At 64.0% G+C, this 24,280-nt stretch carries 25 protein-coding genes; 12 read left to right on the forward strand and 13 right to left on the reverse strand.

What is annotated here, in order from left to right; all coding sequences use genetic code 11:
* Positions 1-2: 2 nt before the first annotated feature.
* Entirely contained in the window at positions 3-662 is a 660-nt protein-coding gene (locus tag ACIQLF_RS01035) for a hypothetical protein (protein WP_400293729.1), read from the reverse strand.
* Positions 663-801: 139 nt separating this feature from the next.
* On the opposite strand from ACIQLF_RS01035, the gene ACIQLF_RS01040 reads away from it, so the two are divergent.
* On the forward strand, positions 802-2,157 hold the full coding sequence (locus ACIQLF_RS01040; protein WP_400293730.1) for an MATE family efflux transporter: 1,356 nt from the start codon (positions 802-804) through the stop codon (positions 2,155-2,157).
* Between the two features lie 10 nt (positions 2,158-2,167).
* Here the strand turns inward: ACIQLF_RS01040 and ACIQLF_RS01045 are convergent, their stop codons facing one another.
* From ACIQLF_RS01045 to ACIQLF_RS01055, 3 genes are read right to left on the reverse strand one after another with little or no spacing between them, the layout of a single operon-like run.
* Entirely contained in the window at positions 2,168-3,448 is a 1,281-nt protein-coding gene (locus ACIQLF_RS01045; RefSeq protein ID WP_400293731.1) for a sensor histidine kinase, read from the reverse strand.
* Positions 3,449-3,454: 6 nt separating this feature from the next.
* Positions 3,455-4,165 (reverse strand): response regulator transcription factor, encoded by a 711-nt coding sequence (locus tag ACIQLF_RS01050; protein WP_400293732.1) that lies wholly within the window; start codon positions 4,163-4,165, stop codon positions 3,455-3,457.
* A complete protein-coding gene (locus ACIQLF_RS01055; protein ID WP_400293733.1) occupies positions 4,162-4,791 on the reverse strand; it encodes a hypothetical protein in 630 nt (209 codons plus the stop codon). Before ACIQLF_RS01055 ends, ACIQLF_RS01050 begins: the two co-directional genes overlap by 4 nt.
* A gap of 182 nt (positions 4,792-4,973) precedes the next feature.
* Between ACIQLF_RS01055 and ACIQLF_RS01060 the strand changes: the two genes are divergently transcribed.
* The 4 genes from ACIQLF_RS01060 (at position 4,974) to ACIQLF_RS01075 (ending at position 9,737) form a co-directional block, all read left to right on the forward strand.
* Complete coding sequence (locus tag ACIQLF_RS01060) at positions 4,974-6,872, forward strand: acyltransferase family protein (protein WP_400293734.1); 1,899 nt, start codon at positions 4,974-4,976, stop codon at positions 6,870-6,872.
* A gap of 429 nt (positions 6,873-7,301) precedes the next feature.
* Positions 7,302-8,480: a polysaccharide deacetylase family protein gene (locus ACIQLF_RS01065; RefSeq protein ID WP_400293735.1), complete on the forward strand. Its 1,179-nt coding sequence runs from the start codon at positions 7,302-7,304 to the stop codon at positions 8,478-8,480.
* Positions 8,481-8,827: 347 nt separating this feature from the next.
* A complete protein-coding gene (locus ACIQLF_RS01070; RefSeq protein ID WP_400293736.1) occupies positions 8,828-9,400 on the forward strand; it encodes a hypothetical protein in 573 nt (190 codons plus the stop codon).
* Positions 9,401-9,437: 37 nt separating this feature from the next.
* Positions 9,438-9,737 (forward strand): hypothetical protein, encoded by a 300-nt coding sequence (locus ACIQLF_RS01075; RefSeq protein WP_400293737.1) that lies wholly within the window; start codon positions 9,438-9,440, stop codon positions 9,735-9,737.
* Between the two features lie 90 nt (positions 9,738-9,827).
* On the opposite strand, the gene ACIQLF_RS01080 is transcribed toward ACIQLF_RS01075, so the two are convergent.
* Positions 9,828-10,157, reverse strand: a complete 330-nt coding sequence (locus ACIQLF_RS01080) for a hypothetical protein (RefSeq protein ID WP_400293738.1) — start codon at positions 10,155-10,157, stop codon at positions 9,828-9,830.
* A gap of 63 nt (positions 10,158-10,220) precedes the next feature.
* Entirely contained in the window at positions 10,221-10,769 is a 549-nt protein-coding gene (locus ACIQLF_RS01085; protein WP_400293739.1) for a CGNR zinc finger domain-containing protein, read from the reverse strand.
* A gap of 141 nt (positions 10,770-10,910) precedes the next feature.
* On the opposite strand from ACIQLF_RS01085, the gene ACIQLF_RS01090 reads away from it, so the two are divergent.
* Positions 10,911-11,879, forward strand: coding sequence for an EamA family transporter (locus ACIQLF_RS01090; RefSeq protein ID WP_400293740.1), 969 nt, complete (start codon positions 10,911-10,913; stop codon positions 11,877-11,879).
* 100 nt (positions 11,880-11,979) lie between these two features.
* Here ACIQLF_RS01090 and ACIQLF_RS01095 read toward each other — a convergent pair whose 3' ends face one another.
* The 6 genes from ACIQLF_RS01095 to ACIQLF_RS01120 all read right to left on the reverse strand — a co-directional run bounded on the left by ACIQLF_RS01095 (position 11,980) and on the right by ACIQLF_RS01120 (position 17,737).
* Positions 11,980-12,345, reverse strand: coding sequence for a cupin domain-containing protein (locus ACIQLF_RS01095; protein WP_400293741.1), 366 nt, complete (start codon positions 12,343-12,345; stop codon positions 11,980-11,982).
* 55 nt (positions 12,346-12,400) lie between these two features.
* Positions 12,401-13,774, reverse strand: coding sequence for an NAD(P)/FAD-dependent oxidoreductase (locus tag ACIQLF_RS01100; protein ID WP_400293742.1), 1,374 nt, complete (start codon positions 13,772-13,774; stop codon positions 12,401-12,403).
* Positions 13,775-13,820: 46 nt separating this feature from the next.
* Positions 13,821-14,381 carry a helix-turn-helix domain-containing protein gene (locus ACIQLF_RS01105; protein ID WP_400293743.1) on the reverse strand — a complete coding sequence of 187 codons (561 nt, stop codon included), beginning with the start codon at positions 14,379-14,381 and terminating at the stop codon, positions 13,821-13,823.
* Positions 14,382-14,647: 266 nt separating this feature from the next.
* A complete protein-coding gene (locus ACIQLF_RS01110; protein ID WP_400293744.1) occupies positions 14,648-16,963 on the reverse strand; it encodes a heavy metal translocating P-type ATPase in 2,316 nt (771 codons plus the stop codon).
* A 72-nt stretch (positions 16,964-17,035) separates the two neighbouring features.
* On the reverse strand, positions 17,036-17,359 hold the full coding sequence (locus ACIQLF_RS01115) for a heavy-metal-associated domain-containing protein (protein ID WP_400293745.1): 324 nt from the start codon (positions 17,357-17,359) through the stop codon (positions 17,036-17,038).
* Between the two features lie 48 nt (positions 17,360-17,407).
* Positions 17,408-17,737, reverse strand: coding sequence for a metal-sensitive transcriptional regulator (locus ACIQLF_RS01120; protein ID WP_400293746.1), 330 nt, complete (start codon positions 17,735-17,737; stop codon positions 17,408-17,410).
* Positions 17,738-17,820: 83 nt separating this feature from the next.
* Between ACIQLF_RS01120 and ACIQLF_RS01125 the strand changes: the two genes are divergently transcribed.
* Positions 17,821-19,086 (forward strand): carbamoyl-phosphate synthase, encoded by a 1,266-nt coding sequence (locus ACIQLF_RS01125; protein ID WP_400293747.1) that lies wholly within the window; start codon positions 17,821-17,823, stop codon positions 19,084-19,086.
* Between the two features lie 94 nt (positions 19,087-19,180).
* Here ACIQLF_RS01125 and ACIQLF_RS01130 read toward each other — a convergent pair whose 3' ends face one another.
* The gene (locus ACIQLF_RS01130; RefSeq protein WP_400293748.1) at positions 19,181-20,176 is read right to left on the reverse strand and encodes a LacI family DNA-binding transcriptional regulator; all 996 of its coding nucleotides are present in this window, start codon (positions 20,174-20,176) and stop codon (positions 19,181-19,183) included.
* Between the two features lie 164 nt (positions 20,177-20,340).
* On the opposite strand from ACIQLF_RS01130, the gene ACIQLF_RS01135 reads away from it, so the two are divergent.
* From ACIQLF_RS01135 to ACIQLF_RS01155, 5 genes are all read left to right on the forward strand, one after another.
* Positions 20,341-21,219, forward strand: coding sequence for a transporter substrate-binding domain-containing protein (locus ACIQLF_RS01135; RefSeq protein ID WP_400293749.1), 879 nt, complete (start codon positions 20,341-20,343; stop codon positions 21,217-21,219).
* The gene (locus ACIQLF_RS01140) at positions 21,219-22,337 is read left to right on the forward strand and encodes an amino acid ABC transporter permease (protein WP_400293750.1); all 1,119 of its coding nucleotides are present in this window, start codon (positions 21,219-21,221) and stop codon (positions 22,335-22,337) included. The genes ACIQLF_RS01135 and ACIQLF_RS01140 overlap by 1 nt, the downstream gene beginning before the upstream one ends.
* Before the next feature lie 2 nt (positions 22,338-22,339).
* Positions 22,340-23,083 (forward strand): amino acid ABC transporter ATP-binding protein, encoded by a 744-nt coding sequence (locus ACIQLF_RS01145; protein WP_400293751.1) that lies wholly within the window; start codon positions 22,340-22,342, stop codon positions 23,081-23,083.
* A 3-nt stretch (positions 23,084-23,086) separates the two neighbouring features.
* Positions 23,087-23,845 (forward strand): type 1 glutamine amidotransferase, encoded by a 759-nt coding sequence (locus ACIQLF_RS01150; protein ID WP_400293752.1) that lies wholly within the window; start codon positions 23,087-23,089, stop codon positions 23,843-23,845.
* Between the two features lie 145 nt (positions 23,846-23,990).
* Entirely contained in the window at positions 23,991-24,158 is a 168-nt protein-coding gene (locus ACIQLF_RS01155) for a hypothetical protein (RefSeq protein WP_400293753.1), read from the forward strand.
* Positions 24,159-24,280: the final 122 nt, after the last annotated feature.

Genomic DNA, 24,280 nt, shown 5'->3' on the forward strand with positions numbered 1-24,280 from the left:
GCCTAGCTCACCGCCCCGGCGTTGTCGCGGCGTCGCAGCACCAACATGGTGATGCCTGCGGCCGTGAAGAGGACCGGGCCGCCGATGGCGAAGACCGAAATGAATGCCGAAGCCCCGGCGACGAGTCCGGCGATGTTCAGCAGAGTGAAGCATATGCCCAGGATGAACATCGGGCGGTCTTGGAACGTCGCCGCCCCCGCCATGTACATGATGCCCACCACGAGGATGGCCACGGCGTTGATCAGCCAGCCGGTGACCAGCTGGTTGCCACCGGACAGCAGCTTGGAGAAGGCGATCGAGAACACGGCCACGGTGGCGAAGCCGCCCATCCAGCTCAGCCCGTAGGCCATACCAGCGAACTTCGAATCCCCCCGGATCCCGGACCCGGAGCGGATGCCGAGGACCGCGGTGTAGGCCACGGCGGCGAACAGGATGCCGGCGCCGACGAGCAGTGCGCTGCCGTAGGCCAGCGGGAGCCAGCCGAAAGCCGCGCCGTGCAGCAGGCCGTAGCCGGCCAGGTAGGCGGCGGCCCACACGAAGTAGATCGCCGCCGTGTTGGGTTCGATGGAGGCGCGGGTGGCGGCCGCGGCCTGGTTGATGGAGGCCAGCGCCGCGCGGGGGTCCAGCTGCGGTTCCGGGGCGGGGGTTGAGTTGGTGTCCATGATGCCTGTCCTTCGGGTTTCGGGAAAGCTGGATGGTGAAGTGAGGATCGATCTGCAAACTAGTTTGTAACGCAAACCTATTTGTGTCAATGGGTCGATCGCGACTCCTTTCGACGAACCACGCCAGTAGGCTTGGCCTGTGAGTTCAGCAGCTAAAAACAAGGTTTCATCCCACGAGTCCTCCAGGGGTCTTGGCCGCACCATCCTGGCGCTCGCCATTCCGGCGCTCGGCGCGCTGATCGCCGAACCGCTCTTCCTGCTGGCCGACACGGCCATCATCGGGCACCTGAGAATCAACGAACTTGCCGGGGCGGGACTGGGGACCACGGTGCTGCAAACCGCTGTGGGACTCATGGTTTTCCTGGCCTACTCGACGACGCCTGCGGTGGCTCGGGCGATCGGCGCGGGCCAAACGGGCAAGGCCATGGCGGCGGGACGCGACGGCATCTGGCTGGCGCTGGGCCTGGGCGCGGTCCTGGCGCTGGTCGGCTTCTTCGGCGCCCGGCCCCTGGCAGCTGCCATGGGGGCGCAGGGTCCCGTGCTCGAGTTTGCCGTCGACTACATCCAGTATTCGACCTTCGGGATCCCGGCGATGCTGCTGGTGCTTGCCGCGACCGGCGTGCTGCGGGGCATGCAGGACACCAAGACCCCGCTCTATGTTGCGGGACTCGGATTCGCCGCGAACATCGTCCTGAACTTCATCCTGGTGTACCCGCTCAATATGTCGGTCGCCGGCGCCGCGCTGGGCACCTCGATCGCCCAGTGGGGCATGGCCGTGGTGTACCTGTGGATGTTGGTTCCGAGGATCCGCAAGGCCGGCCAGTCGCTGGCCCCGCACGGCCGCGGCGTGCTGAGCACCGGACAGGTCGGCTCGTGGCTGATGCTGCGCACCCTGAGCCTGCGGCTGGCGCTGATCGCGACGGTGTGGGTCGCCACCGGGCAGGGCGCGCTCACGCTCGCGGCACACCAGCTGGTATTCACCGTCTTCACTTTCATGGCATTTGCCCTTGATGCGCTGGCCATCGCCGCCCAGGCGCTGATCGGCAAGGAGCTCGGGGCTGCGAATGAGCAGCGGGCGCGCCTGTTGACCAGGACCATGTGCCGCTGGGGCGTCTACTTCGGCCTTGTCACGGGTGCGGTTCTGGCCGTTGTCGCACCGTTTGCCGGAGCCCTTTTCACCACCGACGACTCCGTGCGCCAGGCGACGATGGTCGGAATCTGGATCCTTGCGGTGGCGCAGCCGCTCTGCGGGCTGGTCTTCGTGCTCGACGGCGTGCTCATCGGAGCCGGCGACGCCCGCTACCTGGCCGTTGTCGGGATGATCAACCTCGTCGTCTACCTGCCGATGCTCTACGCCGTGACGCGGTTCGAACATGGCGGGATTTCCGCCGTGGCGTGGATCTGGGTGGCCTTCGGGATCGGCTTCATGGCGTCACGGGCGGCGACGCTGTCATGGCGGGTGCGCAACGACAAGTGGATGCGTCTGGGGGCCTAGTCCACAGGCCTTAGGCCGTCAACGACGGGTTCGCCGGCAGGGGGATCGGGCGTGGCAGTAATGCGTCGGTGAAGTCCAAGGTGATCCGGGCGCCCGGGGCGTTGGACAGCTTCACCTGCGCGCCCATGGCGGCGGCTTGGCCGCAGGCGATGGTGAGGCCCAGCCCGATGCCGCCCCCCTTGGAGACAAAGCGCTCGGGACCGGTCTCCAAGATGGAGTCGGGGAACCCGGCGCCATGGTCCAAGACTTCCAGACGGCCGGGGGAACTGCGGACCAGTACCTGGCCTCCTCCATGCGTGAGGGCATTGCGGAGCAGATTTTCGAGGATCCGCTCCAACCGCCGAGGTTCAAGCCACACCTCGCATTCCGAGGCGTCCAGCTCCAAGACCAACGATGCGCACTGGTCGGGGCAGTGGTCCCGAATCCGGGAGACGATGCCCCGGACGCAGGCATCGAGGTCGGTGGCCGCCAGGTCGACGGATTCCGTTCGCGATTCGAGCCGCGAGACCTCCAGAAGGTCCTCGATCAGAGTGCGCAGCTTGGCCACCCGGTCCTGCACCAGTTCCGTGGGCCGGGAGGGCGGCAGCAGGCTTGCCGCAGTGACCAGTCCCGTCAACGGGGTGCGTAGCTCATGTGCCAGGTCGGCGGTGAAGCGTTGCTCCGCCGCGATCTTGGCCGTCAGTTCCGCGGCCATGACGTCCACCGCTGCGGCGAATTCGTCAACCTCGTCCTTGCCCCCAAAGGGAGGGCCGATGGCTTCCTCCACCACGATGTGCCGTTGCCCTGCGGCGATGGCTCGAGCCGCGTGCGCTCCATCCGCCAGCCGCCGCACCAGACGCGAAGCGACCAGGATTCCCAGCGCCGAGACAACAAAGAGCGTGGCGATTCCCGCCCAGAACAAGGCGGTGTCCATCTGCGTGCGCACCTGCAGGCTGTTGGCCCAAGACACCGAAAGCGAGAGCACCGCCGGCTGGGATCCGAGCTCGACGGGCGCGGCAGCAAAGATCACCGGCACCCCCTCAAGGGTGCCCCGGTACGTCACCACGTCCCCGGAGCGGGCTGCCTCCCGGGCCTGCCTCGGCAGGTTCGGATCGTTGACGGTTGCGCCGAGCACGCTGATGCCGGTTTCGCCCAGGATTTTCACCGCCTGCTGCAGGGATGCCGTGGCCTCGGTACGCAGCCGCTGCTCCTCCGAGGTGTTGATCATTTGGCGCACCAGCAGCGCGGAGACCAACAGCGCCATGAACACCGACACCGTGGTGACGAGCGTGATTTTCCACCGCAGGCTCATGCTTGCTCAACCATGTAGCCGATACCCGAAACCGCGCACCGTCTCCACTCGCGCGGCCCCGATCTTGCGGCGAAGGCGCTGGACGTGAACGTCGATGACCCGGTGGTCGCTGTCCCAGCCGTTCCCCCAGACTTCCGTGAGGATTTCCGTGCGTGAAACGACGCTGCCCGGATCCTCGCCCAAGATCAGCAGGATGCGCATCTCCGTCGGCGTCAGATGCACCTCCTGGCCATCGAGGGTGACGATGAGCCGGTGAGGATCAATATCCAGCCCTCGTTCCGGGGGCTTGGGAGTTTCCTCCCTGGCCTGCGCCGGGGAAGGAGTCAGCTCGCGGGTGCGGCGCAGCACCGCACGCAGGCGTGCATCCAGAACCTGGAGGTCGAAGGGCTTGGCCAGATAGTCGTCGGCCCCGGCATCCAACCCGTTGACCATGTCGATGCCGTCCCCGCGTGCGGAGACCATGATCACCGGAACGCTGCTGAAGCGGCGCAACGCGCGGCATACCTGGGTGCCGTTCATGGTCGGCAACATGACATCGAGCAGCACCGCATCCACGGGGTCGGTGGCATGCTGTGCCCTGAGGCGCTCCAGGCCCTCCAGACCGTCGCCGACGCCTTCCACCAGATAGCCGAGCCGGGAGAGCCCAATCGTGGTCGCCTCACGAATGACCTCGTCATCCTCGATCATGAGGAGCCGGATTCCCGGGGTGTTCGTCATTTCTCTCCTTCGGTTTCCGCATAGTCGACGGGACTCTCAAACGTGTCGCCTTCGATGAAACGACCATCCTGGTAGCGGAACAGCCGCACCGACCATCCAGAGGGGCAGCACATGGGGTCTTGGGGTTCGTAGATGGATTCCTGCGCCACCAAGCTTCCGTCACTGCCCGAAATCAGGTAGATGTCCGAACCGCCCACCGCCAACACAATGCGTGGAGTGCCGGCATCGTTGCGCACCACGAAGGAAGCGAAGCTGTAGCTGTCCCCGGCGGTGCTTACCGAGTAGACCTGAAACCGCTCGCCGGCCGCCTCATGGCTGGGTAGGGCTATTACGCAACGGGCACAGGTGCTGAGATATTCGTGGATTTCGGTGGGATCAGCGCCGTCGGCGCGCAGGGAGCTCAGATCCGTGTTCAGCAGCAGGCTGCGGATCTGAGCCGGGGCAAATGGTTTTTCCCAGCTCTCCGCTTCTTCGGTGGTGACGGTACGTTGCTTGGTTGCCGGCGCCGACGGGGGCGAGCCCGCGGCCGGCACCTCCACGCGCAAGGCCTTGCCCGTCGAACAGGCGCCGAGCATCACGCAGAGGACCATGGTCAGGACGATGCCCAGGCCGCGGCGTAGAGCCATGGCGTTCCTTTCAGGGGTGCTGACCCCGACGGAATTCGCGGGTTAGTGCCATTATGCCCGGTGCAATGCGTAGGAATTGTGACAAATGGCGGTCCGAATCTGTCGGTTGTGTAACAACTCCGTGTGTCCTTCGAGACGTTCCCGGCCGTGAACCGTTGCCTTCTTCGGGAAACATTGAGGCAGTGAATTCCAGCCCCGCTATTGTTGCCCGCCCCGTATCCGGGGTTGTCGGCTCGTCGCCGGCACCGGCGCGCAACCCCGCACTGGATGGCTTGCGTGGCCTTGCCGTACTGGCCGTGATTGCATATCACCTGTGGCCGCAGGTGCTGCCGGGCGGATTCCTCGGCGTCGATCTGTTCTTTGTGCTCAGCGGGTACCTGATCACCTGTGGGTTGCTCAGGCGTCTGGATGCCGGTTTGTCCGTGGGGTTGCGTGGATTCTGGATTCGGCGGGCCAGACGGTTGGTTCCGGCGATGCTGTTGATGTTGGTGGGCACCACGGCCCTGGCGATCCTTGCCGGTGGGGAGCTTCCCACGGGTCTGCGTGCACAATGGCTCGGTGCGTTGAGCTACACCAGCAACTGGCTGCAGATCGCTTCCGGAAACAGCTACTTTGCCTCGGCAGAGCCGCCGTACTTCCAGCATCTGTGGTCCCTCGCCATCGAGGAACAGTTCTACCTGCTGTGGCCCGTGGTGTTGGTGCTGCTGGTTGTCGTGCTGCGCACGAAGACCAAGTTATTTGCCGCCGTGGCCATCTTGGGGGTTGCCGCGGCGGCAAGCATGGCGTGGGCCTTCGTCCCGGGGCAGGATGCGAGTCCGCTCTACTTCGGTACCTGGACCCACGGATTCGGGCTGCTCTTCGGTTCCGCGGCGGCCATCTATGCCAGTTCCCGTTCGAGCTTGCTGGCGCCCTGCCCACTGGCGCGCGCCGGCCGCACGGAGCAGTGGGCGGTCGGCTTGCTGCTGGTGGCAATGCTCGTGGCGATGTTTCTCTTGCCAGACACCTCTGCGGCGGCCTACCGCGGGGGAATGGCACTGTTTTGCGTGGCCGCCGCCGCGATGATTCTGTCCCTGGAACGCCGTCACACGCTGGTGCGCGCGGTCTTGAATCAGCAGCATCTGCGGTGGATGGGCAATCGCAGCTACGGCCTGTACCTGTGGCATTGGCCGCTCCTGGTGCTCGCCGGGGTGCTTTTTCCGCCCCGAGCGGCGACGGCCGCGACCCTCTGCGTCCTCGCAGCGACGTTCCTGGCTGCCGCCGCGTCATGGCATCTGGTGGAGCAGCCCATCATGCGCGACGGGTTCCGAACTTCGCTGCGCGCGTTGCAAAGGAATGTTGAGGAGCGTCGAGAGGTGCTGTTCTCCGGCATGCCTGGCCGTTACGGCCAGATCATGCCGTTGGCGGCACTGCTACTGATTCCCATGTGCGCGGCCACTGTATTGGTGACTTCCCCGGGGCAGAGCAGTCTGCAGCGGCAATTGACGGAGGCGCAGGAAATGCTCGGCGAGCAAGCCGAAACTCCTGACATCGCTCCGGCACCCGAAGCCCAGTCTGCGCCCTTCACCGGCAAAGTGGATGGAAAAGCTGCGGCCTCGGAGAAGGGGACGCACGCGACGGGACGCGACGTCACGGCACTGGGCGATTCCGTCATGCTCGCCTCCACCCGGGAACTGCTGAAGGAACTTCCGGGCATCTCCATCCACGCCTCCGTGGGTGCCCAGATTCGCGAGGCACCGGAGAAGCTCGAGCGGCTGCGGGACGCGAATCGGTTGCGTCGGGTGGTGGTGCTGGGTTTGGGGACCAACGGCGACCTTCCGGCGGGCACGCTGGAGAAGGTGCGCGACGTCATTGGTCCGGATCGCGAGCTGCTTTTGGTCACTGTCCATGCCCCGCGGGATTGGGCCGACTCGGTAAACGAGAAATACCGGAGCGCTGCCGCGAAGTACGCAAATGTCCACTTGGTTGATTGGGCCGGTCTGGCACCGGAACTCGACGACTTTGCACGCGACAGAATCCATCCCGGCCCCCGCGGCACCCGTGAATACGCACGACTGATGTCAAGCGCGCTGGCAAGTTCCTGAACCGCAGTTTCCCTTCGTTTCGTTCATGCTTCACCGCCGCTTGTCGGCTTCCGATTGAAAGGCACCATCTTGTCCAGCTTGCTTACCCGTTCCCATCGCAGGGATTTTGCCTACCGCATTGCGGCACTGGCGGTGGCTACCGCAATGCTGAGCGGTTGCTCGCCGGTTGCGGCACCGGGAACCGGGGCATCGGAGTCGACACCAACGTCAGCACCGGTTACCGAGGCCCCGCAATTTTCCCCGCGGCAGGGACTGTCCCTGGACTTGGTACCCGGGATCCATACACTTTCGCGCACCGACGAAGTGAACCGGATCTTCGCACAGTGGTTGACGGTTCCCGGTCATCCGGAGGTGGAGAGCGGGCAACGGACAACCGTAGACGAGACGATCACGTCGTTCCTTGGAAATGCGAGCAAGGAGCCAACCGGGATGGGCTCGGCTCAGGAGCTGAGCATCGACCCGGAGCTGACAGGTTCCTCGCGCACGATGCTCGGCATCAGATTCAGTATCTCCACCGTTGTGGGCAACGAATCCTCCAAGGAGTACCTGACACAGTGGTTTGATCTGGGTGCGGGACGGTTGCGGGGGACCCAGGAGCTCTTTGCCGATGCAGCGGCCTGGCAGAATTTTGTAGGCCTCGTGGGCGATGGCCTGCACGGATTTCCCGGAATCGGTGCAGGGAGTGCCTCCACGGTGGATCCGCAGAAGCCGGCATCCCTGAACTTTGATTCCGCCGGTGACGCGCTGGTGGAATTCGGTGAAAACACAGTTGCGGCAAGCTCGGCGGGCAACGTGGTCATCAAACTGTCCGGCACCGTGGTCACCCCGCTGCTCAGCGTGTCTGGCCAGCAAGTTCGTGATGCCGGGATGCGCCCCACCGGCTTGCCTGCGCGGCAGCCTTCACCCTCGTCGTCGGCCCCGGACAGCAACTCCGGAACCGGGGATCCCGCTGACGGCGCCCATGACATTGACGGCCCGGACGTGGACTGCCGCAAGGTCAAATGCGTCGCGTTGACGTTTGACGACGGGCCGGGCCCGAAGACGGGACAGCTGCTGGATGCGTTGAAGCAGGCGGATGCGGCGGCAACCTTCTTTGTGGTTGGCACGAACGCGGAGGTGCGACCGAAGGTGCTGGCTCGCATGGTGGCCGAGGGACATGAAATCGGAAACCACACGTGGAACCACCGTGTGCTCACCTCGCTGGCCCCGGATCGCGTCGCCAAGGAGATCGGCAGCGTCACGGAGGTGGTCGAGGACGCAACGGGTTCGGCGCCCACGCTCATGCGCCCGCCGTACGGAGCCACCAACACGACGGTCAAGAAGGCCGCTGGAGCTCCAGTCATCCTGTGGGATGTGGACACCCTGGATTGGAAGGTGCGCGACGCGAAAAGGGTTGTGTCGAATGCGCTGCGCGACACCAGACCGGGATCGATCGTCCTGATGCACGATATTCACTCCAGCACCGTCGAAGCGGTGCCCGCGATCCTGAAGGGGTTGCGCGCCAAGGGCTACCACTTTGTAACGGTCTCCGAGCTGCTCGCCCCGTCCAACCCGCGAGATGGTGCGGTCTATGGGCGTGGTCCGGCACCGGGGAAAGCGAAACGCTAGGGCATCAGGTGAACAAACTGATCGCCTGATTCTTCAGGCCCAGAGACTTCCTGGATCGTCGAACTGCTGGGCCATCGTGGCACGGATTGATCGCAGGTGGACTCGCAATGCGGCTTCGGCGGCCTGCGCATCGGCACCTGCGATCGCCTCGTGTCAGGTCTGTTCCACGGGCGGGCTTGTGGTCGGCGGTGAGGAAGGGGCGGATCGGGTCATTAAACTGTTGGCCGAGGGCTCCCCGTCAAAATGCAACTGATGTGTGCCGCGACCATTGCGGATCTCGGACCGGAAATGATGCGCGTCGAGCCTTCGAATTCAAGGGATAGGTTGAGCGCCGTTAGACTCGAAGAGTGCCTGCTGTAAAAATCCCCGCCGCCCTTGCCGCCGAAGTTGCAACCCCCGTCATGGGCCGTGCAATCGCGGCCGCCGGGTTCGCGCTCCTTTCAATTTTCTGGCCCAGCGCCACCAACCAGGTCTTGGCCTACGGCCTTGCCGCGTTTATGGTGGCTAGCGCCAAATTCATGTGGGACTACGCCAAGGCGCCCAGCGCGCCGAAGGCCGCACAAGGCTTCTATGCCGGTGCCGCACTGGTGATGATCCTGTCCGGTCTGGTCATGGCGTTGCGTCCTGAAGTGCTGGTCATCGGCATTGCCGGGGCCGCAGCCTTCATCATTGCCGGCGTCCTGGAAATCATGGTCTTCATCCGCCTCCGTGCCGACTTTGTGCCGTTCAAGGACCAGCTGGTCACGGGCTTTGTCGGTCTGGGTGTAGGCGCAGCGCTTTTGATGGGGCTGAACATGGACGCCCACGCATTGCTCGGTCTAGCCGGTGGCGGTGCCATTATCCTGACCGTCTTCGAAATGATCTCGGCCTTCGGATTGCGGCATGATTCCAAGGAAGGCCAAGCCGGCCTTTGGGGCTAGACTAGACGTTGAACCAAACCTGTAGGAGGGCCTTAACGTGGGCAACAACCCGGTTGAGAATAAAAAATCTTGGCAGCAGAGCATCAAGGCGCCACTGTCCTTCTCGCTTGTCATGGCCTTGATCGCTGGCGTTGTAGCCACGATTTCGGCGACCGGCGGATCAGATAACCCGCTGCGGTTGGATGTCGGGCTTGTAGCCTTCGGCGTGGCGTTCGTGGCTTGCCTGCTGATCATCTCGGTGATGACCATGGCCGGCAAGGAGAATCCCGAGGATCTCGGCGCCGGATCCGGTGTCAACCGCTCCTCGGTGAACCCTGACAAGAAGTCGGGACACTAGCCAAGAATTTGAAACGAAAGCCACCGGGATTCGAATCCCGGTGGCTTTTGTGTTTCCGGTCCCGCTTCCGGGAGGCGGCAGGGATGCGCCTCAGGAAGCGTTTTCCTGGTCGCCGGCGGCGCTCCAACGGTCCAAGAACTCCTCGGCACTAAGTTCTTCCAGATCCGAGCGGACCATGGACACGAGGGACTCTGCCTCCTCGATGCTGCCGGTGTTGATGCGAATCACCTCGGAATGGTCCTCGAGCCGGTGCACCACGACCGCGGCGCCCACGACATCGGATCCGTCTCCGCCGAAAAACGCTTCGACGAGGCCCGCGGCCCAGCGTGCGGCGGCTCGAAGGGGGCTTTCGTTGGCCTTTTCCAGGTCCACATCGAAGTCATCAGAGGCGTGTTTTTGGGGTACTGGTTCGTTGCTCACTGTTGCTCCTCGGATCGATTGATCGGAACCATCTCCGGCTATGAGACCAGTGTATGGCGAGGATTACTCTTTTTGTGCGGATTGCCGCTGGCGGTACGCGCGGACGTGTTCACGGTTCGCGCAGTTGCCGGTGTCGCAGTAGCGCTTGGAGCGGTTCTTGGACAGGTCCAGCAGCACTGCGGTGCAATCCGGTGCCGCGCAGGAGCGCAACCTTTCGCGTTCCCCGGAGCGTATGACATCAACCAGGGCCATGGCGGCCTCCACGGCCATGCGCTCGCTCAGCGGCGCCTGCTGGGTCGTGGCGTGGATGTGATAGTCCAGCCCGTCGTGCTTGACCAGCTGAGGAAGCGCCCTGGCGTTGCGCAGGATGAAGTTGACCTGCTCGACGGCTTCGTCCTCGGAAGCAACCCAGATCTCACGCAATTGGGCGCGTAGCTGGCGCACCGAGCGCAGTTCCGCATCGCTGTGGGTGCGGGACCCTGAGAAGCGCTGTTCGGCGACGAAGTGGTCAAGGTCCGCGATGGTCAACAGGCCGTCGGTGTCCGTGGCAGCGCTGTTGATTAGATCGACGACCGTGCCAAGGGCGGCTTCCGTGTCATGGGCAAAGATCACTTTTACTCCTGTGGTGCCTTGTGGATTGACGGAATATCATGAATGGTTCTAATGTCAGTAGCATACATTCATTTACTCCTGACAGTCGATCTGGTTGTGCGCGATCACTCAACTGTCGGAACGCCACGCTGAGGAGCGCGCATGCCATTGGAGAAAGTTTCATCGGAGCCGGTCGGCGCGCCAACCCTGGCTGTAGGCCGCGCAAAGCCCCGCATGGGCGGGGTTGGCATTGCGCTGTTTTCCTCGGCGATCTTCGGGCTCTCCGGCTCTTTCGCCAAGGCGCTGTTGGATTCCGGGTGGTCGCCGGCCGCGGCCGTGACCTTGCGGCTGGCCGGGGCTTCCCTGGTTCTGCTGATCCCCACGCTCATCGTGATGCGCGGCAAATGGGGGCTCGCCGCGCAGAACTGGAAGTCGATCCTGCTCTTCGGCTTCTTCGGGGTGGCGGTCTGCCAGTTCTTCTACTTCCAGGCCGTCGAACGCCTTGACGTGGGAGTTGCCCTGCTGCTTGAGTTCCTGGCACCTGTGCTGATCGTGGTCTTCCTATGGATCCGACACCGCAAGCGTCCGGCGGCCCTGACCATCGGCGGAACGGTGCTCTCGCTGATCGGACTGGCGGCCGTGCTGGATCTGACGGGGAGCACCCGGGTGGACCCGATCGGTGTGCTGTGGGGGCTCGGGGCCGCGGTCGGGCTGGTCGTCTACTTCTTTGTCAGCGCACGGGTCGAAGGGGCGCTGCCGCCCCTGGCGTTGGCCACCGGAGGACTCTTCGTGGGCGCGACGACCATGGCCCTGCTGGCAGCGATCGGGCTCCTGGAGATGCACATTGCGTTCACGCCTGTGAAGCTTGCCAACTGGGAAACGCAATGGTGGGTTGCCCTGGGCGGGCTGATTCTCTTCTCCACCGTCATTTCCTACGTCACGGGCATCATGGCTGCCCGGGCCTTGGGGTCGAAGCTTGCCTCGTTCATTTCGCTGACGGAAGTCCTCTTTGCCGTGGTGTGGGCCTGGCTGCTGCTCGGGCAGCTTCCGGCCGGCATCCAGCTGCTGGGCGGGGCGTTGATCATCGGGGGCGTGCTGCTAGTGCGCGCCGATGAAATGCGCAGCCTGTAAGGCAGGCAGCCAAGCGGTGCAGGACCGGCGCCGCACACGTCGGCCAGGGCCACGCCGTTGCGACGCGGCCCTGGCCGATGCATGCATCCGCGTGGTTCCGCTACAGCGCGTTGTCGACGCCGGAGAGGATCACGTAGGTCTTGCGGACGGTTTCGTGGATCTCCCAGAGCCCCTTCCAGCCCGCGGGCATCACCACTGTGTCACCGGCGCCGACCAATACCCCGCAGCCTCCCTCCGAGGTGATTGTCACGGACCCGCTGAGGATCTGGCAGACCTCGTGGTATTCGTCGCGGAAGGCGGTGAACGTGCCGGGCGTCGCCTCCCACACCCCGACCTCCAGGGAATCGGCGGACCAGATTTCCCGCGAGGCCTCCTGCAGGCCCTCGGTGAGTGCAGTGGCCTTGGGCGCGAACGCACCGAGTTCGGCGGTGCCGGCGGCGGGGAGATGGATCAACTTTGCAGCCATGTCTTGCGGGTTCCTTTGTCGGTAGTTGTTTTCGGTGGGAGTGTTCCGGTGCCGTTCAGGCCCGGCCGGAGACGAGATCCGCGATGCGGGCGATCTTCGAGGTTGCCGAACGCCCGGTCTTCTCCGCCTGGTCTGCAATGCCGTAGGCCTTGTAGAGAGACTGGACGGCGATCCAGCGGGCGGGTTCGACCTCCCAGCGCCTCACCTTGCGGTTCACCCACGGCATCTGCGTCAGTTCGCTGCCCGGATCAAGGATCAGGTCCCGGAGCGTGCGACCCGCAAGGTTGGTGGCGGTGACGCCGGTGCCGACGTAGCCGCCCGCCCAACCGATGCCCGTTTCCTTGTCCAGCCCGACGGTTGCCTTCCAGTCGCGGGGCACGCCCAGCACTCCGGCCCATGCGTGGTCGATCGCTGCGCCCCGGGTTGCCGGGAACATGTCGTGCAGGATGTCGGTGAGCAGCTTGATGGTGCCGGGCTGGGTGGCCCCGTCGGTGTCGGTCTTGGACCCGTAGCGGTAGGGCACCCCGCGCCCGCCCAGGGCGATGCGTCCGTCCTCGGTGCGCTGCGCGTACATGTAGGCGTGGGCCATGTCCCCGACGGTGTCGCGGTCGTTCCACCCGATTTCATCCCAGACGGAGTCCGGCAAGGGTGCGGTGGCGATCATCGAGGAGTTCATCGGCAGCCATTCGCGGTGCGATCCCTTGAGGTTTGCGGTGAAGCCCTCGGTGGCGCGCATGATGTACGCCGCCTCGACGGTGCCGTACGCGGTGACGGCCTTGCGCGGCAGGATCTCGGTGACTGCGGTGCCCTCGTAGATCCGCACGCCCATGCGTTCGCAGACCTCGGCCAGGCCGCGAACCAGCTTGGCCGGATGGATGCGTGCCGCGTGTGGCTGGTGGATGGACCCCAGCGCATTGGCGATATTGACCCGTTCCCCGGTTTCCCGTGCGTCAAGGAGCCGGGCGCCGGCCTCCGGCCAGGCCTCCTCGGACTCGGCATAGGCCTTGAGCCGGGCCAGCTGGGCCTCGTTGCGGGCGACGTTCAGCTCCCCGCCCTTGTGGAAGTGGGCGTCGATGCCCTCGGCCCCAGCCGCGGAGATGACCTCGTCGACTGTTTCGTTCAGCAGCTCCTGGAAGCGGCCGACGGTCTTGCGGCCGTGGCTATTGACGTACTGGCCGCGGCCGCCGGTGATCGAGTTGGTCAGCCAGCCGCCGTTGCGCCCGGAGGCGCCGAATCCGGCGAAGCGGCTTTCGAGGACCACGATGTCCAGCGACGGGTCGGCCTTCTTCAGGTAGTACGCGGTCCACAACCCGGTGTAGCCGGCGCCGACGATTGCCACGTCGGCGGTGGTGTCCCCGGTCAGGGGTGTTCTCTGGCCGGGGAGGCCGTCGGCTGCGTACCAGAACGAAACGTTGCCGTTCACTGTCATGAGATTGCTCCTGCTGGTTCTTCGAGGTGGATATCGGCGGGTTGTGTCAGTTGGTGGGCGGGGAAATGACCCAGAGGACTTCGGCGGTGTCGTCGCCGATGTTGCGCAGTCCGTGTTCGCTGGAGGTCAGGTATTCGATGCTGTCCCCGGCGTCGAGGACGTGTTTTTCGTCCCCGACGAACAGTTCGATCCTGCCGTTGATGCACATCACGAACTCCTGGGCGTTTCCGTGGCTGTAATGCTCGTCCCCGGTGCTGCCGCCGGGTTCGAGGTAGCCCGAGTAGATTTCCAGATTGCGCAAGGGGGCCCGGGTCAGGCTGAACTTTGTCAGTCCGTCGGCCATGTGGATCCTGGGTCGCTGGTCCTTGCGTAGCACGCCCTGGGAATCCTTGATGCGTCCTTCGATGAGTTCAGCTGCACTCACGCCCAGCGCCGAGGCGAGGCTCCTGAGGCTGGCGACGCTCGCGTTGGACCTGTCGTTTTCCAGCTGGCTGATGAATCCGGAACTTAGCCCGGTCATGCTGGCCAGCCGGCGCAGGGTGAGTCCGCGTAGTTCGCGTGCGGCACGAACGCGGGCCCCGAGGGTTTCCACGGCTTCCGTTTCCATCAATGCAAAATCCGTTTCCCGGAATCAAGCATTCCGTTACGCGTCACTAAACACTTTGTTCACAACCGACTCTAGACGCATGTGACTCCGGGCACAATGAAAACCGTTCGGCGGCCGGGAGTGGTTTTGCTGAGGGGTCTATCTCGCGACGCGGGAGCCTGCGGCAGGCCGTCGTCCAGGGACAACGCACAAAGCCCGCAAAACGACAAAGTTCCGGTGTTCCCGAAAGGGAACACCGGAACTTTGTCCGTGGGCAGCAGTGGAGGCTATCTGCGTTTTCCGAAGCTGCGCAGGCGCAGCGAGTTGGCAACAACCAGCACCGAACTGGCGGCCATCGCGGCGCCGGCGATCATCGGGTTCAGGAAGCCCAGTGCGGCGATCGGGATGCCCGCGGTGTTATAGGCGAAGGCCCAGAACAGGTTCATCTTGATGGTGCCCAGCGTCTTGCGGGAAAGCTCGATGGACTGTGCCACCTGGTTCAGGTCGTTGCCCATGATGGTCAGGTCCGCCGCCTCGATGGCGACATCCGTGCCCGATCCCATCGCGATGCCCAGGTCAGCCTGCGCCAGAGCCGGGGCGTCGTTCACGCCGTCGCCCACCATGGCAACCACCCGTCCGCGCGCCTGCAACTCGCGCACGGCCTGTGCCTTGCCGTCGGGGAAGACATCGGCAAAGACATCCTCCGGGGCGATGCCAACCTCGGCTGCGACCTGCGTGGCCACCGCCTTGTTGTCGCCGGTGAGCAGGACCGGGCGCAGGCCCAGTTCCTTCAGCCTTGCGATCGCCGCGGCGGAGGATGCCTTGACGGTGTCGGTCAGGTTGACCAGGCCGGCGAAGGATCCGTCGACGCCGACCATGATGGAGGTGGCGCCGGTCCGCTGTGCCGCGGCCAGGCTGGCGCGGTGTTCGTCTGTCAGCTCGATCCCGTTCTCCTTGAGCCAGCTTTCCCGTCCCGCGACGACAGTGCGGCTGCCGACGACGGCGCGGACGCCGCCGCCCGGGGCGGAGCTGAAGGCCGTGGCCTCGGCCAGCGGGGCGGCGGACTTTGCGGCCGCGACGATGGCGTGGGCGATCGGGTGTTCGGAGCCTGACTCGCCCGCGCCGGCCAGGGCCAGCAGTTCGGCCTCGTCAAACGGGTGCGCCGGGGTGGCCGAGGCGACGGCGAGGTTGCCCTCGGTGATGGTGCCGGTTTTGTCCAGCAGCACCGTGTCGATCTTGCGGGTGTCCTCGAGGACCTGCGGTCCGCGGATCAGGATGCCCAGCTGGGCGCCGCGGCCCGTGCCGACCAGCAGGCCGATGGGCGTTGCAAGGCCCAGTGCACACGGGCAGGCGATGACCAGCACCGCGACGGCCGCGGCGAAGGCCGAGTCCAGGTCCCCGGTGAACACCAGCCACAGAACGAAGGTGAGCACGGCGATTGCCAGCACGATCGGCACGAAGACCGCCGAGATGCGGTCGGCCAACCGGGCGATGGGCGCCTTGCCGGTCTGCGCCTCGGAAACCAGGCGGCCCATCTGGGCCAGCGTGGTGTCCTTGCCGACGCGGGTGGCGCGAACCAACAGGCGGCCGGAGGTGTTGATGGTGGCGCCGGTGACGGTGTCGTCCGGGCCCACCTCGACGGGCACGGATTCGCCGGTGACCAGAGCCGTGTCGATGGCGGAGTGGCCTGTGACCACATAGCCGTCGGTGGCGATCTTCTCGCCCGGGCGGACCACGAACTCGTCGCCCGGAACCAGCTCGGAGGCCGCGATCTTGGTTTCGACGCCGTCGCGCAGCACCGTGGCTTCCTTGGCGCCCAGATCCAGCAGGGTCTTCAACGCATCGCCGGCCCGGGCCTTGGCGCGCGCCTCGAGGTATCGGCCGAGCAGCAGGAACGTCGCCACGACGCCCGCGGTCTCGAAGTAGAGTGCGTGTTCGCTCATCGACATGCCCACGTGGGCCGTGATGTTCGGGTCCGCGACCAGCTGCCAGAGGGAGAAGAGGTACGCAGCCAGGACGCCGATCGACACCAAGGTGTCCATGGTGGAGGCGAAGTGGCGGGCGTTGATGGCCGCGGCGCGGTGGAACGGCCACGCGGACCAGAACACCACGGGCGTGGCCAGTGCCAATGCAACCCAGCCCCAGTGCGGGAATTGCGCGGCGGGAACCATAGAGATGATGAACAGCGGCACCGTGAGGATCGCGCCGACCACCAGGCGCTTCTTCAGGTCGCTTCGGGACGGGTCGGCCGCGTGGTTCATGCCCGGCATCGTGTGCGCTTCATTGGCGGCGGGGGAGTCGGAGGTTGGTTCCGCCGCGGTGTGGGCGTGCGCGGCAGCGTCCGCGGGTGCGGCGGCGTACTGGTCGACCTTGAGGCTGGCCTGGTAGCCGGCCGACTGGACCGTGGCGATGAGTTGCTCGTCGCTGACGTTCTCGGGGACCGTGATCCGCGCCGATTCCAGCGGCAGGTTCACCAGGGCTTCGACGCCCTCGATCTTGCCTAGCTTGCGTTCGACCCGGCCGACACACGATGCGCAGGTCATGCCCTGGATGTCCAGCTCGACGATGCGTTGGTTGGCGGGGAACGAGATGTCGTTGCTCATGATTCCTTTGCTTCTCTCGAACCTTGCGGCGGGCCGGACGCGTGGTCCGGCCTCCGGCCGCAGGTGAGGGGTTTAGGCGCTCGCGGAGACGAGCGTGTAGCCGGCCTCCGTGACTGCTGCTTCGAGAACCGAGTTCTCGACGGGTGCGCTGGTGGTGATGGTGGCGGTGGATGTCCCACCTGCTGAAAGGAAGACCTCGACGTTGCTGACACCCGGGACTTCATTGAGTTCCTCGGTGACGGAGGCGACGCAGTGGCCGCAGGTCATGCCGTCGATCTTCAAGGTGATGTTTTGGCTCATGGCGTCCTCGGTGGGTCGTGCAGTGATGGTGAGGCCGTCGTTCGAGCTGTTTCCGCAGCCGCAACCGCCGCAACCGCAGCTTGATTCGTTGCTCATTTGTTCTCCTGGGGGGTGAGGGGTGTTGGAATGTGTGCCTGCCCGCGCTTAGCGCAGCAGGCGGCCGATGGCGGTGGTGACCTCTGCGACCTTGTCCGCCACGATGCTCTGGTCGCCGGTTTCGATCGACTGGGCTGCGGCGTTGACCACACAGTGGGAAACGTGGTCTTCCACCAGGCCGAGGCTGACCTTGTGCAGGGCGGCGTTGATGGCCGAAATCTGGGTGAGGATGTCGATGCAGTATTTTTCCTCGTCAACCATGCGACTGACACCGCGCACCTGGCCCTCGATGCGACTGAGTCGCTTCAGAAGGGTCTCCTTGTTGGTGGTGTAGGCGTGGTTTACATGTTCATCGACGGGGGCTGCAACGTTTTCCATACTCGCAATAATACCCCTTGGGGGTATCCTGTCAAGTACCCACCCGGGGTATGCGATGAGTGAATGGTTGATAGCTTTGGTTCATGCGTATTCCCTCCGAGCAGTCCTTTGTCCCCGTCATCCTGGGGGGCGACATCGGCTCGTACTCATTGGCTCGAGAGTTCCACCAGGAGTACGGGGCCATTTCCGCGGTCGTCCCGTCCGTGATGACGGGAATCGTGGACCACTCCCGAATCCTAGACGCGCGCCCCTTTGCCGAGCAGGACAACGAGACAGCATTCCTGGACTTCGTGATTTCACTCGGACGCGAACTGGCAGCCGGCGCCGGCGGTCCCCGCCCGCTGCTGCTTTTGGGTGGAGCCGACCAGCACATCCGCTTCATCGCCCGCAACGCGGAGCGCCTGCGCGTCTGGTTCACCGTCCCGTACGTCGGCGAAGACCAGCTGGACCGCGCCACGGAAAAGGACGCGTTCTACGAACTCTGCCGTAGCCTGGACATTCCCTTCCCGGGTACCGTGGTCCACGACTGCGCGGACCACGCCGACATCGAAGCTCTGCCCGCCCGGCTGGCCGAGGAAAAGATTCCGCTGCCCGCCGTCGTCAAGCCCTCCGACGGGGTTGCCTGGGGAAAACTTGAGTTCTCCGGCAAGAAGAAGGTCCACACCGTCGCGACGGAAGCCGAGCTGAAGGACCTGGTCTCAAAGGCCACGGCTGCCGGATACGAGGGAACGCTTGTCATCCAGGACCTGATCCCCGGCGGGGACAGCGGCATGCACATCGCCACGTTCTTCAGCGACCAAAGCGGCAAGGTGCGCTTTGCTTCCTGCGGGCGCGTCATTGTCGAGGAGCACGCGCCGGGCGCCCTGGGGAATTCCGCGGCCATCGTGGCACAGCCGAATGATGTGGCCATCGAGGCCGGAACCAGGATGCTCAATGAACTGGGCTGGACCGGGTTCTCCATGTTCGACATGAAGCTGGATCCGCGCGACGGCAGCTACAAGTTCTTCGAGCTGAACCCGCGGCTGGGACGCAACCACTTCTACATCTCCGCGGCCGGGGCAAACGTCTCACGTTTCTACGTGCAGGAATTCCTCGAGGGAACCCTGCCCGCGGAACCGGAATTCACGCAATTCCAGGACGAGCACCTCTATACGATCCTGCCCCTGCGCTTGCTGCGCCGTTATGTCCCCGGGGACATGAAGCAGAAGGTGGAGAAGCTCATTTCCTCGAAGGCCTACAGCCACCCGCTGTTCTACCGCAAGGAAACCGACCCTCGCCGCTGGTACTACATCCTGGTCAGCACCATGAACCACTACCGCAAGTTCAAGCGCCACCACCCGGCGCCCTAGGCATCGCCGAGCCGGCGGTTTACCTGCGGCGGGTGTGGAACTGCGATTCGGCGTGGGGCAACTCAGCGGACGGGACGCCGGACCTTTTGCGGTGTCATTCCGGCACCGTTGCCCGGAGGGCGGGGCGCAACCGGTATTCGGTTGTCGAATCCTGCGCCGTCCCGGTTTCCAGGAAGCTGACGAGCGTCTTGACTGCGAGTTTTCCGGGGCTGACCTCATCCGTGGACTCTATGTAATTCACGCGAGGATCTTGCTTGGCCTGTGTTGAGGTGGCGGCCGAAGACAGGACCACGTCTTCGGGAATCCTCAGGCCTAGCGCCGAGGCCGCGTCAATGACCGCGGTTGAGTAGCTTTCATTGAGGCAATAGACCGCCTCTGGCTTGTTTTCCGCAAGGATGCGCCGAGCCACGTCGTTTACGTCATCCCCGGGGTTTACCGCAGTGGATCGCGGCAGGATCTGGTTTTCTTCGCACCATTCGGTGAAAACCTTTCCGGTATCAGCCGTGTATCGGTCGATGACGGAGCCTGTAAACAAACGGATATCCGTGAGTTTTTTGCCGGCGTGTGCGTGAAATTGGCGTGCCGTCTCGTCGAGAATCTCCCGAAGGTAGACCTCGACGTTGCCGCGGATCGCGATTTGTTTTTCACCGCGCTTTTCGCCGACAAACCCGCCATCTGCGACGAGTGGAATGCCGCGCGCGGCGCAATATTCGACAATGACGTCGTCTTGAATCGGGTCCACAACGATCACTCCGTCGAGGTTCGCCAATGCTCCTTCGAGGTTCCGGCTCCCCGGCGCTGCGGCGGCCACCGAGTAGCCGTGTTCCATGGCTTCGATGGCCGCATCGGCGATGATCTCGCGGTAGTACGGGAGGTAGGTTTCCTGCCATACGGGGGAGTCCCGATAGCTGACGAGCACCCCAAGAATCCGGCTTTGACCTGTGCGGAGTGCCCGACCTAGCGGGTTGGCCCGATAGCCCAGGTGACGACCTGTCTCCAGGACCTTTCGGCGTGTTTCCGGAGCGACTTCGCCCTTGTTGTTGTAAACGAGGGATACCGTCGCCGGCGAAACTCCCGCCGCCGAAGCCACGTCCTTGATGCGAACTGCCTTGGTCCGAGTGAGTGAGTTTCCTAGATCCGGCATGTGCTCGATGTCTCTCCCTGGTGTGACGTACTTGACACAATCCTAGTGGTGTCTCGTAGAATTCCATCCTAGCCGCCTAAATCGATTTAGGTAATGTTGAAAGGATCCACATGCGCCACACTCGCTTTGTCGCAACCGCCGGTGTAATCACTCTGGCCCTGGGATTGACCGCCTGCGGTTCGGGTGGAAACGAATCCCCGGCCGCGAAGGCCGATTCCGCTCCATTTGGGGACTGCGTGATCACGGGTGAAGCCGGCAGCCACCCACTGGAACTCATTACGGACGGGGTCGTAACGGTCAAGGCCGATCTCCCGTCTCCGGGTTGGTACAACGGCGACACCGTCGAGAGCATCAAGAGTGGATTCGACTACTGCCTGCTGGCCAACATTGCCCACCGCGGCGGCGCCAAGGGGCTGGACCTGCAGAATTCTTCCTTCGACGGACTGGTCGCCGGCAAGTCGGGTTCGTTTGACCTGACCCTCAACCAAATCACCATCACCCCCGAGCGCAAGAGCGTGATGGACTTCTCGAAGCCGTACTACGAATCGACGGCGGGCGTGATGGTCAAGAAGGGAGCGACTCTTGCCCAGGGCGACCTCGCTAATTCGCACCTCGGGGTCAAGCAGGGCACCGTTGGCCAGATGCTGGTTGCCAAGACCATCAAGCCCGCAAAGGATCCGTCGGTGTTCCCGGGCGACCCGGAGCAGCAGGCAGCCGTGGCGGCGGGCCGCATCGATGCCGGAATCCAGGACCTGAGCATCGTCCTCGGGGCTGCGGCAAAGTCGAATGGCGCGGTTGAGGTTGTCGGCCAGATTCCGACCAATGAATCCTACGGGGTCATGATGCCCAAGGGCTCCGCCAACGTCAAGGTCGTCAACGCGATGCTTGACGAGATGAAAAAGGACGGCACCCTGGACAAGCTCAGCTCGGCTTACCTGACCGACGCCTACGGAATTGACCCGACAACGATTCCGGTTTGGAACTTCTAATGGCAGATCTTCTCACCACCAAGACTTCTACGCCCATCAGCGGGAAGCCAAACACCGGCGAATACCCGGATGCAACCAAAACCGTGCTCCTGGCCGCCACGATTGTCTTTGCCCTGACGCTTAGCCTGACCATCTACACCGGCACATTGCTCGTCGTTGCCGCCAACCCCGGCGTATGGAAAATCGTGCTGGGAAGCGTGGCCGTGCTGCTCGTGCTCCTGTCGCTGGGCACGGCAGTCCCGCTTATCAAGGGATTCAACGCCGCCCGGGCCGGCGACGAAGCACTCAATGCAGGCAACACCGTCGAAAGCCGGCGCCTGCGCTTCCGCGGAGCGAACTCCGGCTGGGTCACGCTGGGCTCGTCGCTGCCGATCAGCATCTTGTCGGTGTTCGTGCTCTTCCTGCTGGCAAACAACCACGCGGTGCAGACCACGTTCTTCGACGTTTCCTTCATGGCCAAGAGTCTGGGGGACGTGTCGAAGGCCTTTGCCAACAACATCATCATTGCCGTCACGGCGGAGCTGTTCGTGCTGGTGTTCGGTTTGGTCATTGCGATTGCACGCATGGCACCGGGCGCGGCAGGCCGGCCGATCCGCTGGCTGGCAACGACCTACGTGGACATCTTCCGCGCGGTTCCCTCGATCATCGTGATCTACCTGGTGGGCTTCGGCCTGCCGCTGGCAAACGTTCCGGTCCTCAGCGAGATGAGCCCCATGTGGGCGGCCATCTTCGCCCTGACCCTGACCTACAGCGCCTACGTTGCAGAGGTGTACCGGGCCGGAATCTCCAGCATCCACTGGTCCCAGGTCTCGGCTGCGCGCTCGCTGGGTCTCAGTTACGGCAAGACGATGCGTTACGTGGTGGTTCCCCAGGCGTTCCGCCGTGTTTCGCCGCCCCTTCTCAACGACTTCATTGGTCTTCAGAAGGACACTGCATTGGTGACCATCATCGGAACCGTTGATGCGTTTACCCAGGCCAAGACGTACGCGAGCAACTACTTCAATCTCTCTTCCGTCACCGTCGTGGCCCTCTTGTTCATCCTGATCACGATTCCGCAGACCAGATTCGTTGACCGGCTGCTGGAACACGACGAGAAGAAGCAAAGGCTACAAGGCTAAACATGTCATTTCTTGAATTGAACAACGTGATCAAGTCCTATGGATCAAACACCGTCCTGCGCGGCATCAACCTGCACGTTGAAAAGCACGAAGTTGTTTGCCTGATTGGCGCCTCCGGTTGCGGCAAGTCGACACTGCTGCGCACCGTCAACGCTCTGGAGTCGATCAACGGCGGTGATATCCGTCTGGAAGACGACGTCGTTTCCGGCGAAGGTGTCAACGTCAATGAGCTGAGGCAGAAGGTCGGGATTGTCTTCCAGAGCTTCAACCTCTTCCCCCACATGACGGTTCTCCAGAACGTCACGTTGTCGCCGGTAAAGGTCTTGGGGATTTCAAAGGCCGAAGCCGAAGAACGCGCGATGGCTCTGCTGACGAGGGTTGGTCTTGAGCACAAGGCCGCGGCGTTCCCCGACCAGCTCTCGGGCGGACAGCAGCAGCGCGTGGCGATCGTGCGTGCGCTGGCCATGAACCCCGAGGTTCTGTTGCTTGACGAGATCACCTCCGCGCTCGACCCGGAGCTGGTGGCCGAGGTCCTGAACATCGTGCGTGAGCTGGCACAGGAAGGCCTGACGATTCTCATGGCCACCCATGAAATGTCCTTCGCGCGCGAGGTCTCGAATCGCGTTGCGTTCCTTCACGAAGGGCGTGTGTTGGAAATCGGTGAGCCGGAGCAGATCTTCGGCAACCCGCAGGAAGAACGGACCCAAGAGTTCCTGCAGAAGATCGTTGCGGCAGGAAGGCTCTAAAAAGTGGCACTGAATCAAGATGAAAATGCCAGGTTGCGAATTCTGGTCGTTGAACACGAGCGAACGGCCGACGCCGCGCTGGTGGGCGAGCAGCTGGATGCCGCAAATATCGGCTACACCGTGGTCGGCCCAGAAATCGGAGTCCAGGTTCCGGACTCCGTTGAGGGTTTCGACGGGCTGATCGTGCTCGGGGGATCCCCGGGTCCCATGGAAGACGACGTGGCTCCCTGGTTGCCCGGCGTGCGCGCATTGATTGCGGATGCACTGGATACCCGGATGCCGTACCTCGGAATATGCCTCGGCGCCCAGATGCTGGCACATGTCGCGGGCGGAAATGTTGAAACGATGGTGGCCGGCCCGGAAATCGGGTTGGTTGACATGAAGCTGACCGAGGCAGGCCGCAAGGATGAACTTCTTGGCGGGCTCGACGAAAATCCGGTCGCGCTCCAGTGGCACTGGCTCGAAGTTGTTGCCCTTCCTGCCGGATCCGTGACGTTGTGTTCAAGCGAGGGTTGCGCAAACCAGGCCTTCAAGGTCGGCCCGAATGCCTGGGGCGTGCAGTTCCACATGGAGGCGGTGGCCCGCACCGCGCGCCAATGGTGCGATGAAAGCGTTGATCGCCTTGCCGAGCTGAAGATCGATCCGCAAACGGAGATCATTGACCGGTTCGACAGCATCGAGCCAAGCCTGAAGAGTCGATGGTCGTTGGTCACGAACCGCTGGATTGAAGTGGTCAGGGAAAGCTCCCGAGTCACCGCGTAGTCGGTTCGCCAGGGTTCCGGCGGTGGCAACCGTTGTTGTGCTTGGGCAGGGCAAAGCACACGCATTGGATAGGAGCCCTAGAGTTGGCCCGATGTCACGGCGTAGAGTGTTGCTACCGCCGTCGGGGAACCCTAAGGAGAACGCCATGGGCGAGTACAAGATGTACACGGATGCCGAGAAGGCCACGTATCTGGCCCCTGCCTGCGAACGCTGCGGTCAGCATCGGCATATTGTCTGGGAGGACCGCGGCGAGGGCGAAGCCCACTGGTCGCCGCGGGATGCGGGCTGTTCCAATGAAGCCTGCACCTCGTAACTTCGGTAATCAGTCCGGACTCCAGAAGTGGGGGGGGGGGGGGGGGGGGGGGGGGGGGGGCCCCCCCCCCCCCGCGGGGGGGGGGGGGGGGGCGGGGGCGCGGGCCCCACAGTGGGGGGCGG

It is taken from the genome of Paeniglutamicibacter sp. NPDC091659 (assembly GCF_044756805.1).
Classification (GTDB): domain Bacteria; phylum Actinomycetota; class Actinomycetes; order Actinomycetales; family Micrococcaceae; genus Paeniglutamicibacter.

What these genes read in the sequence shown, in the direction of transcription:
- ACIQLF_RS01065 (WP_400293735.1), top strand. Translation starts at nt 7,302, where the DNA reads ATGGGCTCGGCTCAGGAGCTGAGCATCGACCCGGAGCTGACAGGTTCC.
- ACIQLF_RS01120 (WP_400293746.1), bottom strand. Translation starts at nt 17,737, where the DNA reads ATGGAAAACGTTGCAGCCCCCGTCGATGAACATGTAAACCACGCCTAC.
- ACIQLF_RS01045 (WP_400293731.1), bottom strand. Translation starts at nt 3,448, where the DNA reads ATGAGCCTGCGGTGGAAAATCACGCTCGTCACCACGGTGTCGGTGTTC.
- ACIQLF_RS01100 (WP_400293742.1), bottom strand. Translation starts at nt 13,774, where the DNA reads ATGACAGTGAACGGCAACGTTTCGTTCTGGTACGCAGCCGACGGCCTC.
- ACIQLF_RS01115 (WP_400293745.1), bottom strand. Translation starts at nt 17,359, where the DNA reads ATGAGCAACGAATCAAGCTGCGGTTGCGGCGGTTGCGGCTGCGGAAAC.
- ACIQLF_RS01110 (WP_400293744.1), bottom strand. Translation starts at nt 16,963, where the DNA reads ATGAGCAACGACATCTCGTTCCCCGCCAACCAACGCATCGTCGAGCTG.
- ACIQLF_RS01055 (WP_400293733.1), bottom strand. Translation starts at nt 4,791, where the DNA reads ATGGCTCTACGCCGCGGCCTGGGCATCGTCCTGACCATGGTCCTCTGC.
- ACIQLF_RS01090 (WP_400293740.1), top strand. Translation starts at nt 10,911, where the DNA reads ATGCCATTGGAGAAAGTTTCATCGGAGCCGGTCGGCGCGCCAACCCTG.
- ACIQLF_RS01035 (WP_400293729.1), bottom strand. Translation starts at nt 662, where the DNA reads ATGGACACCAACTCAACCCCCGCCCCGGAACCGCAGCTGGACCCCCGC.
- ACIQLF_RS01105 (WP_400293743.1), bottom strand. Translation starts at nt 14,381, where the DNA reads ATGGAAACGGAAGCCGTGGAAACCCTCGGGGCCCGCGTTCGTGCCGCA.
- ACIQLF_RS01145 (WP_400293751.1), top strand. Translation starts at nt 22,340, where the DNA reads ATGTCATTTCTTGAATTGAACAACGTGATCAAGTCCTATGGATCAAAC.
- ACIQLF_RS01135 (WP_400293749.1), top strand. Translation starts at nt 20,341, where the DNA reads ATGCGCCACACTCGCTTTGTCGCAACCGCCGGTGTAATCACTCTGGCC.
- ACIQLF_RS01155 (WP_400293753.1), top strand. Translation starts at nt 23,991, where the DNA reads ATGGGCGAGTACAAGATGTACACGGATGCCGAGAAGGCCACGTATCTG.
- ACIQLF_RS01095 (WP_400293741.1), bottom strand. Translation starts at nt 12,345, where the DNA reads ATGGCTGCAAAGTTGATCCATCTCCCCGCCGCCGGCACCGCCGAACTC.
- ACIQLF_RS01125 (WP_400293747.1), top strand. Translation starts at nt 17,821, where the DNA reads ATGCGTATTCCCTCCGAGCAGTCCTTTGTCCCCGTCATCCTGGGGGGC.
- ACIQLF_RS01050 (WP_400293732.1), bottom strand. Translation starts at nt 4,165, where the DNA reads ATGACGAACACCCCGGGAATCCGGCTCCTCATGATCGAGGATGACGAG.
- ACIQLF_RS01140 (WP_400293750.1), top strand. Translation starts at nt 21,219, where the DNA reads ATGGCAGATCTTCTCACCACCAAGACTTCTACGCCCATCAGCGGGAAG.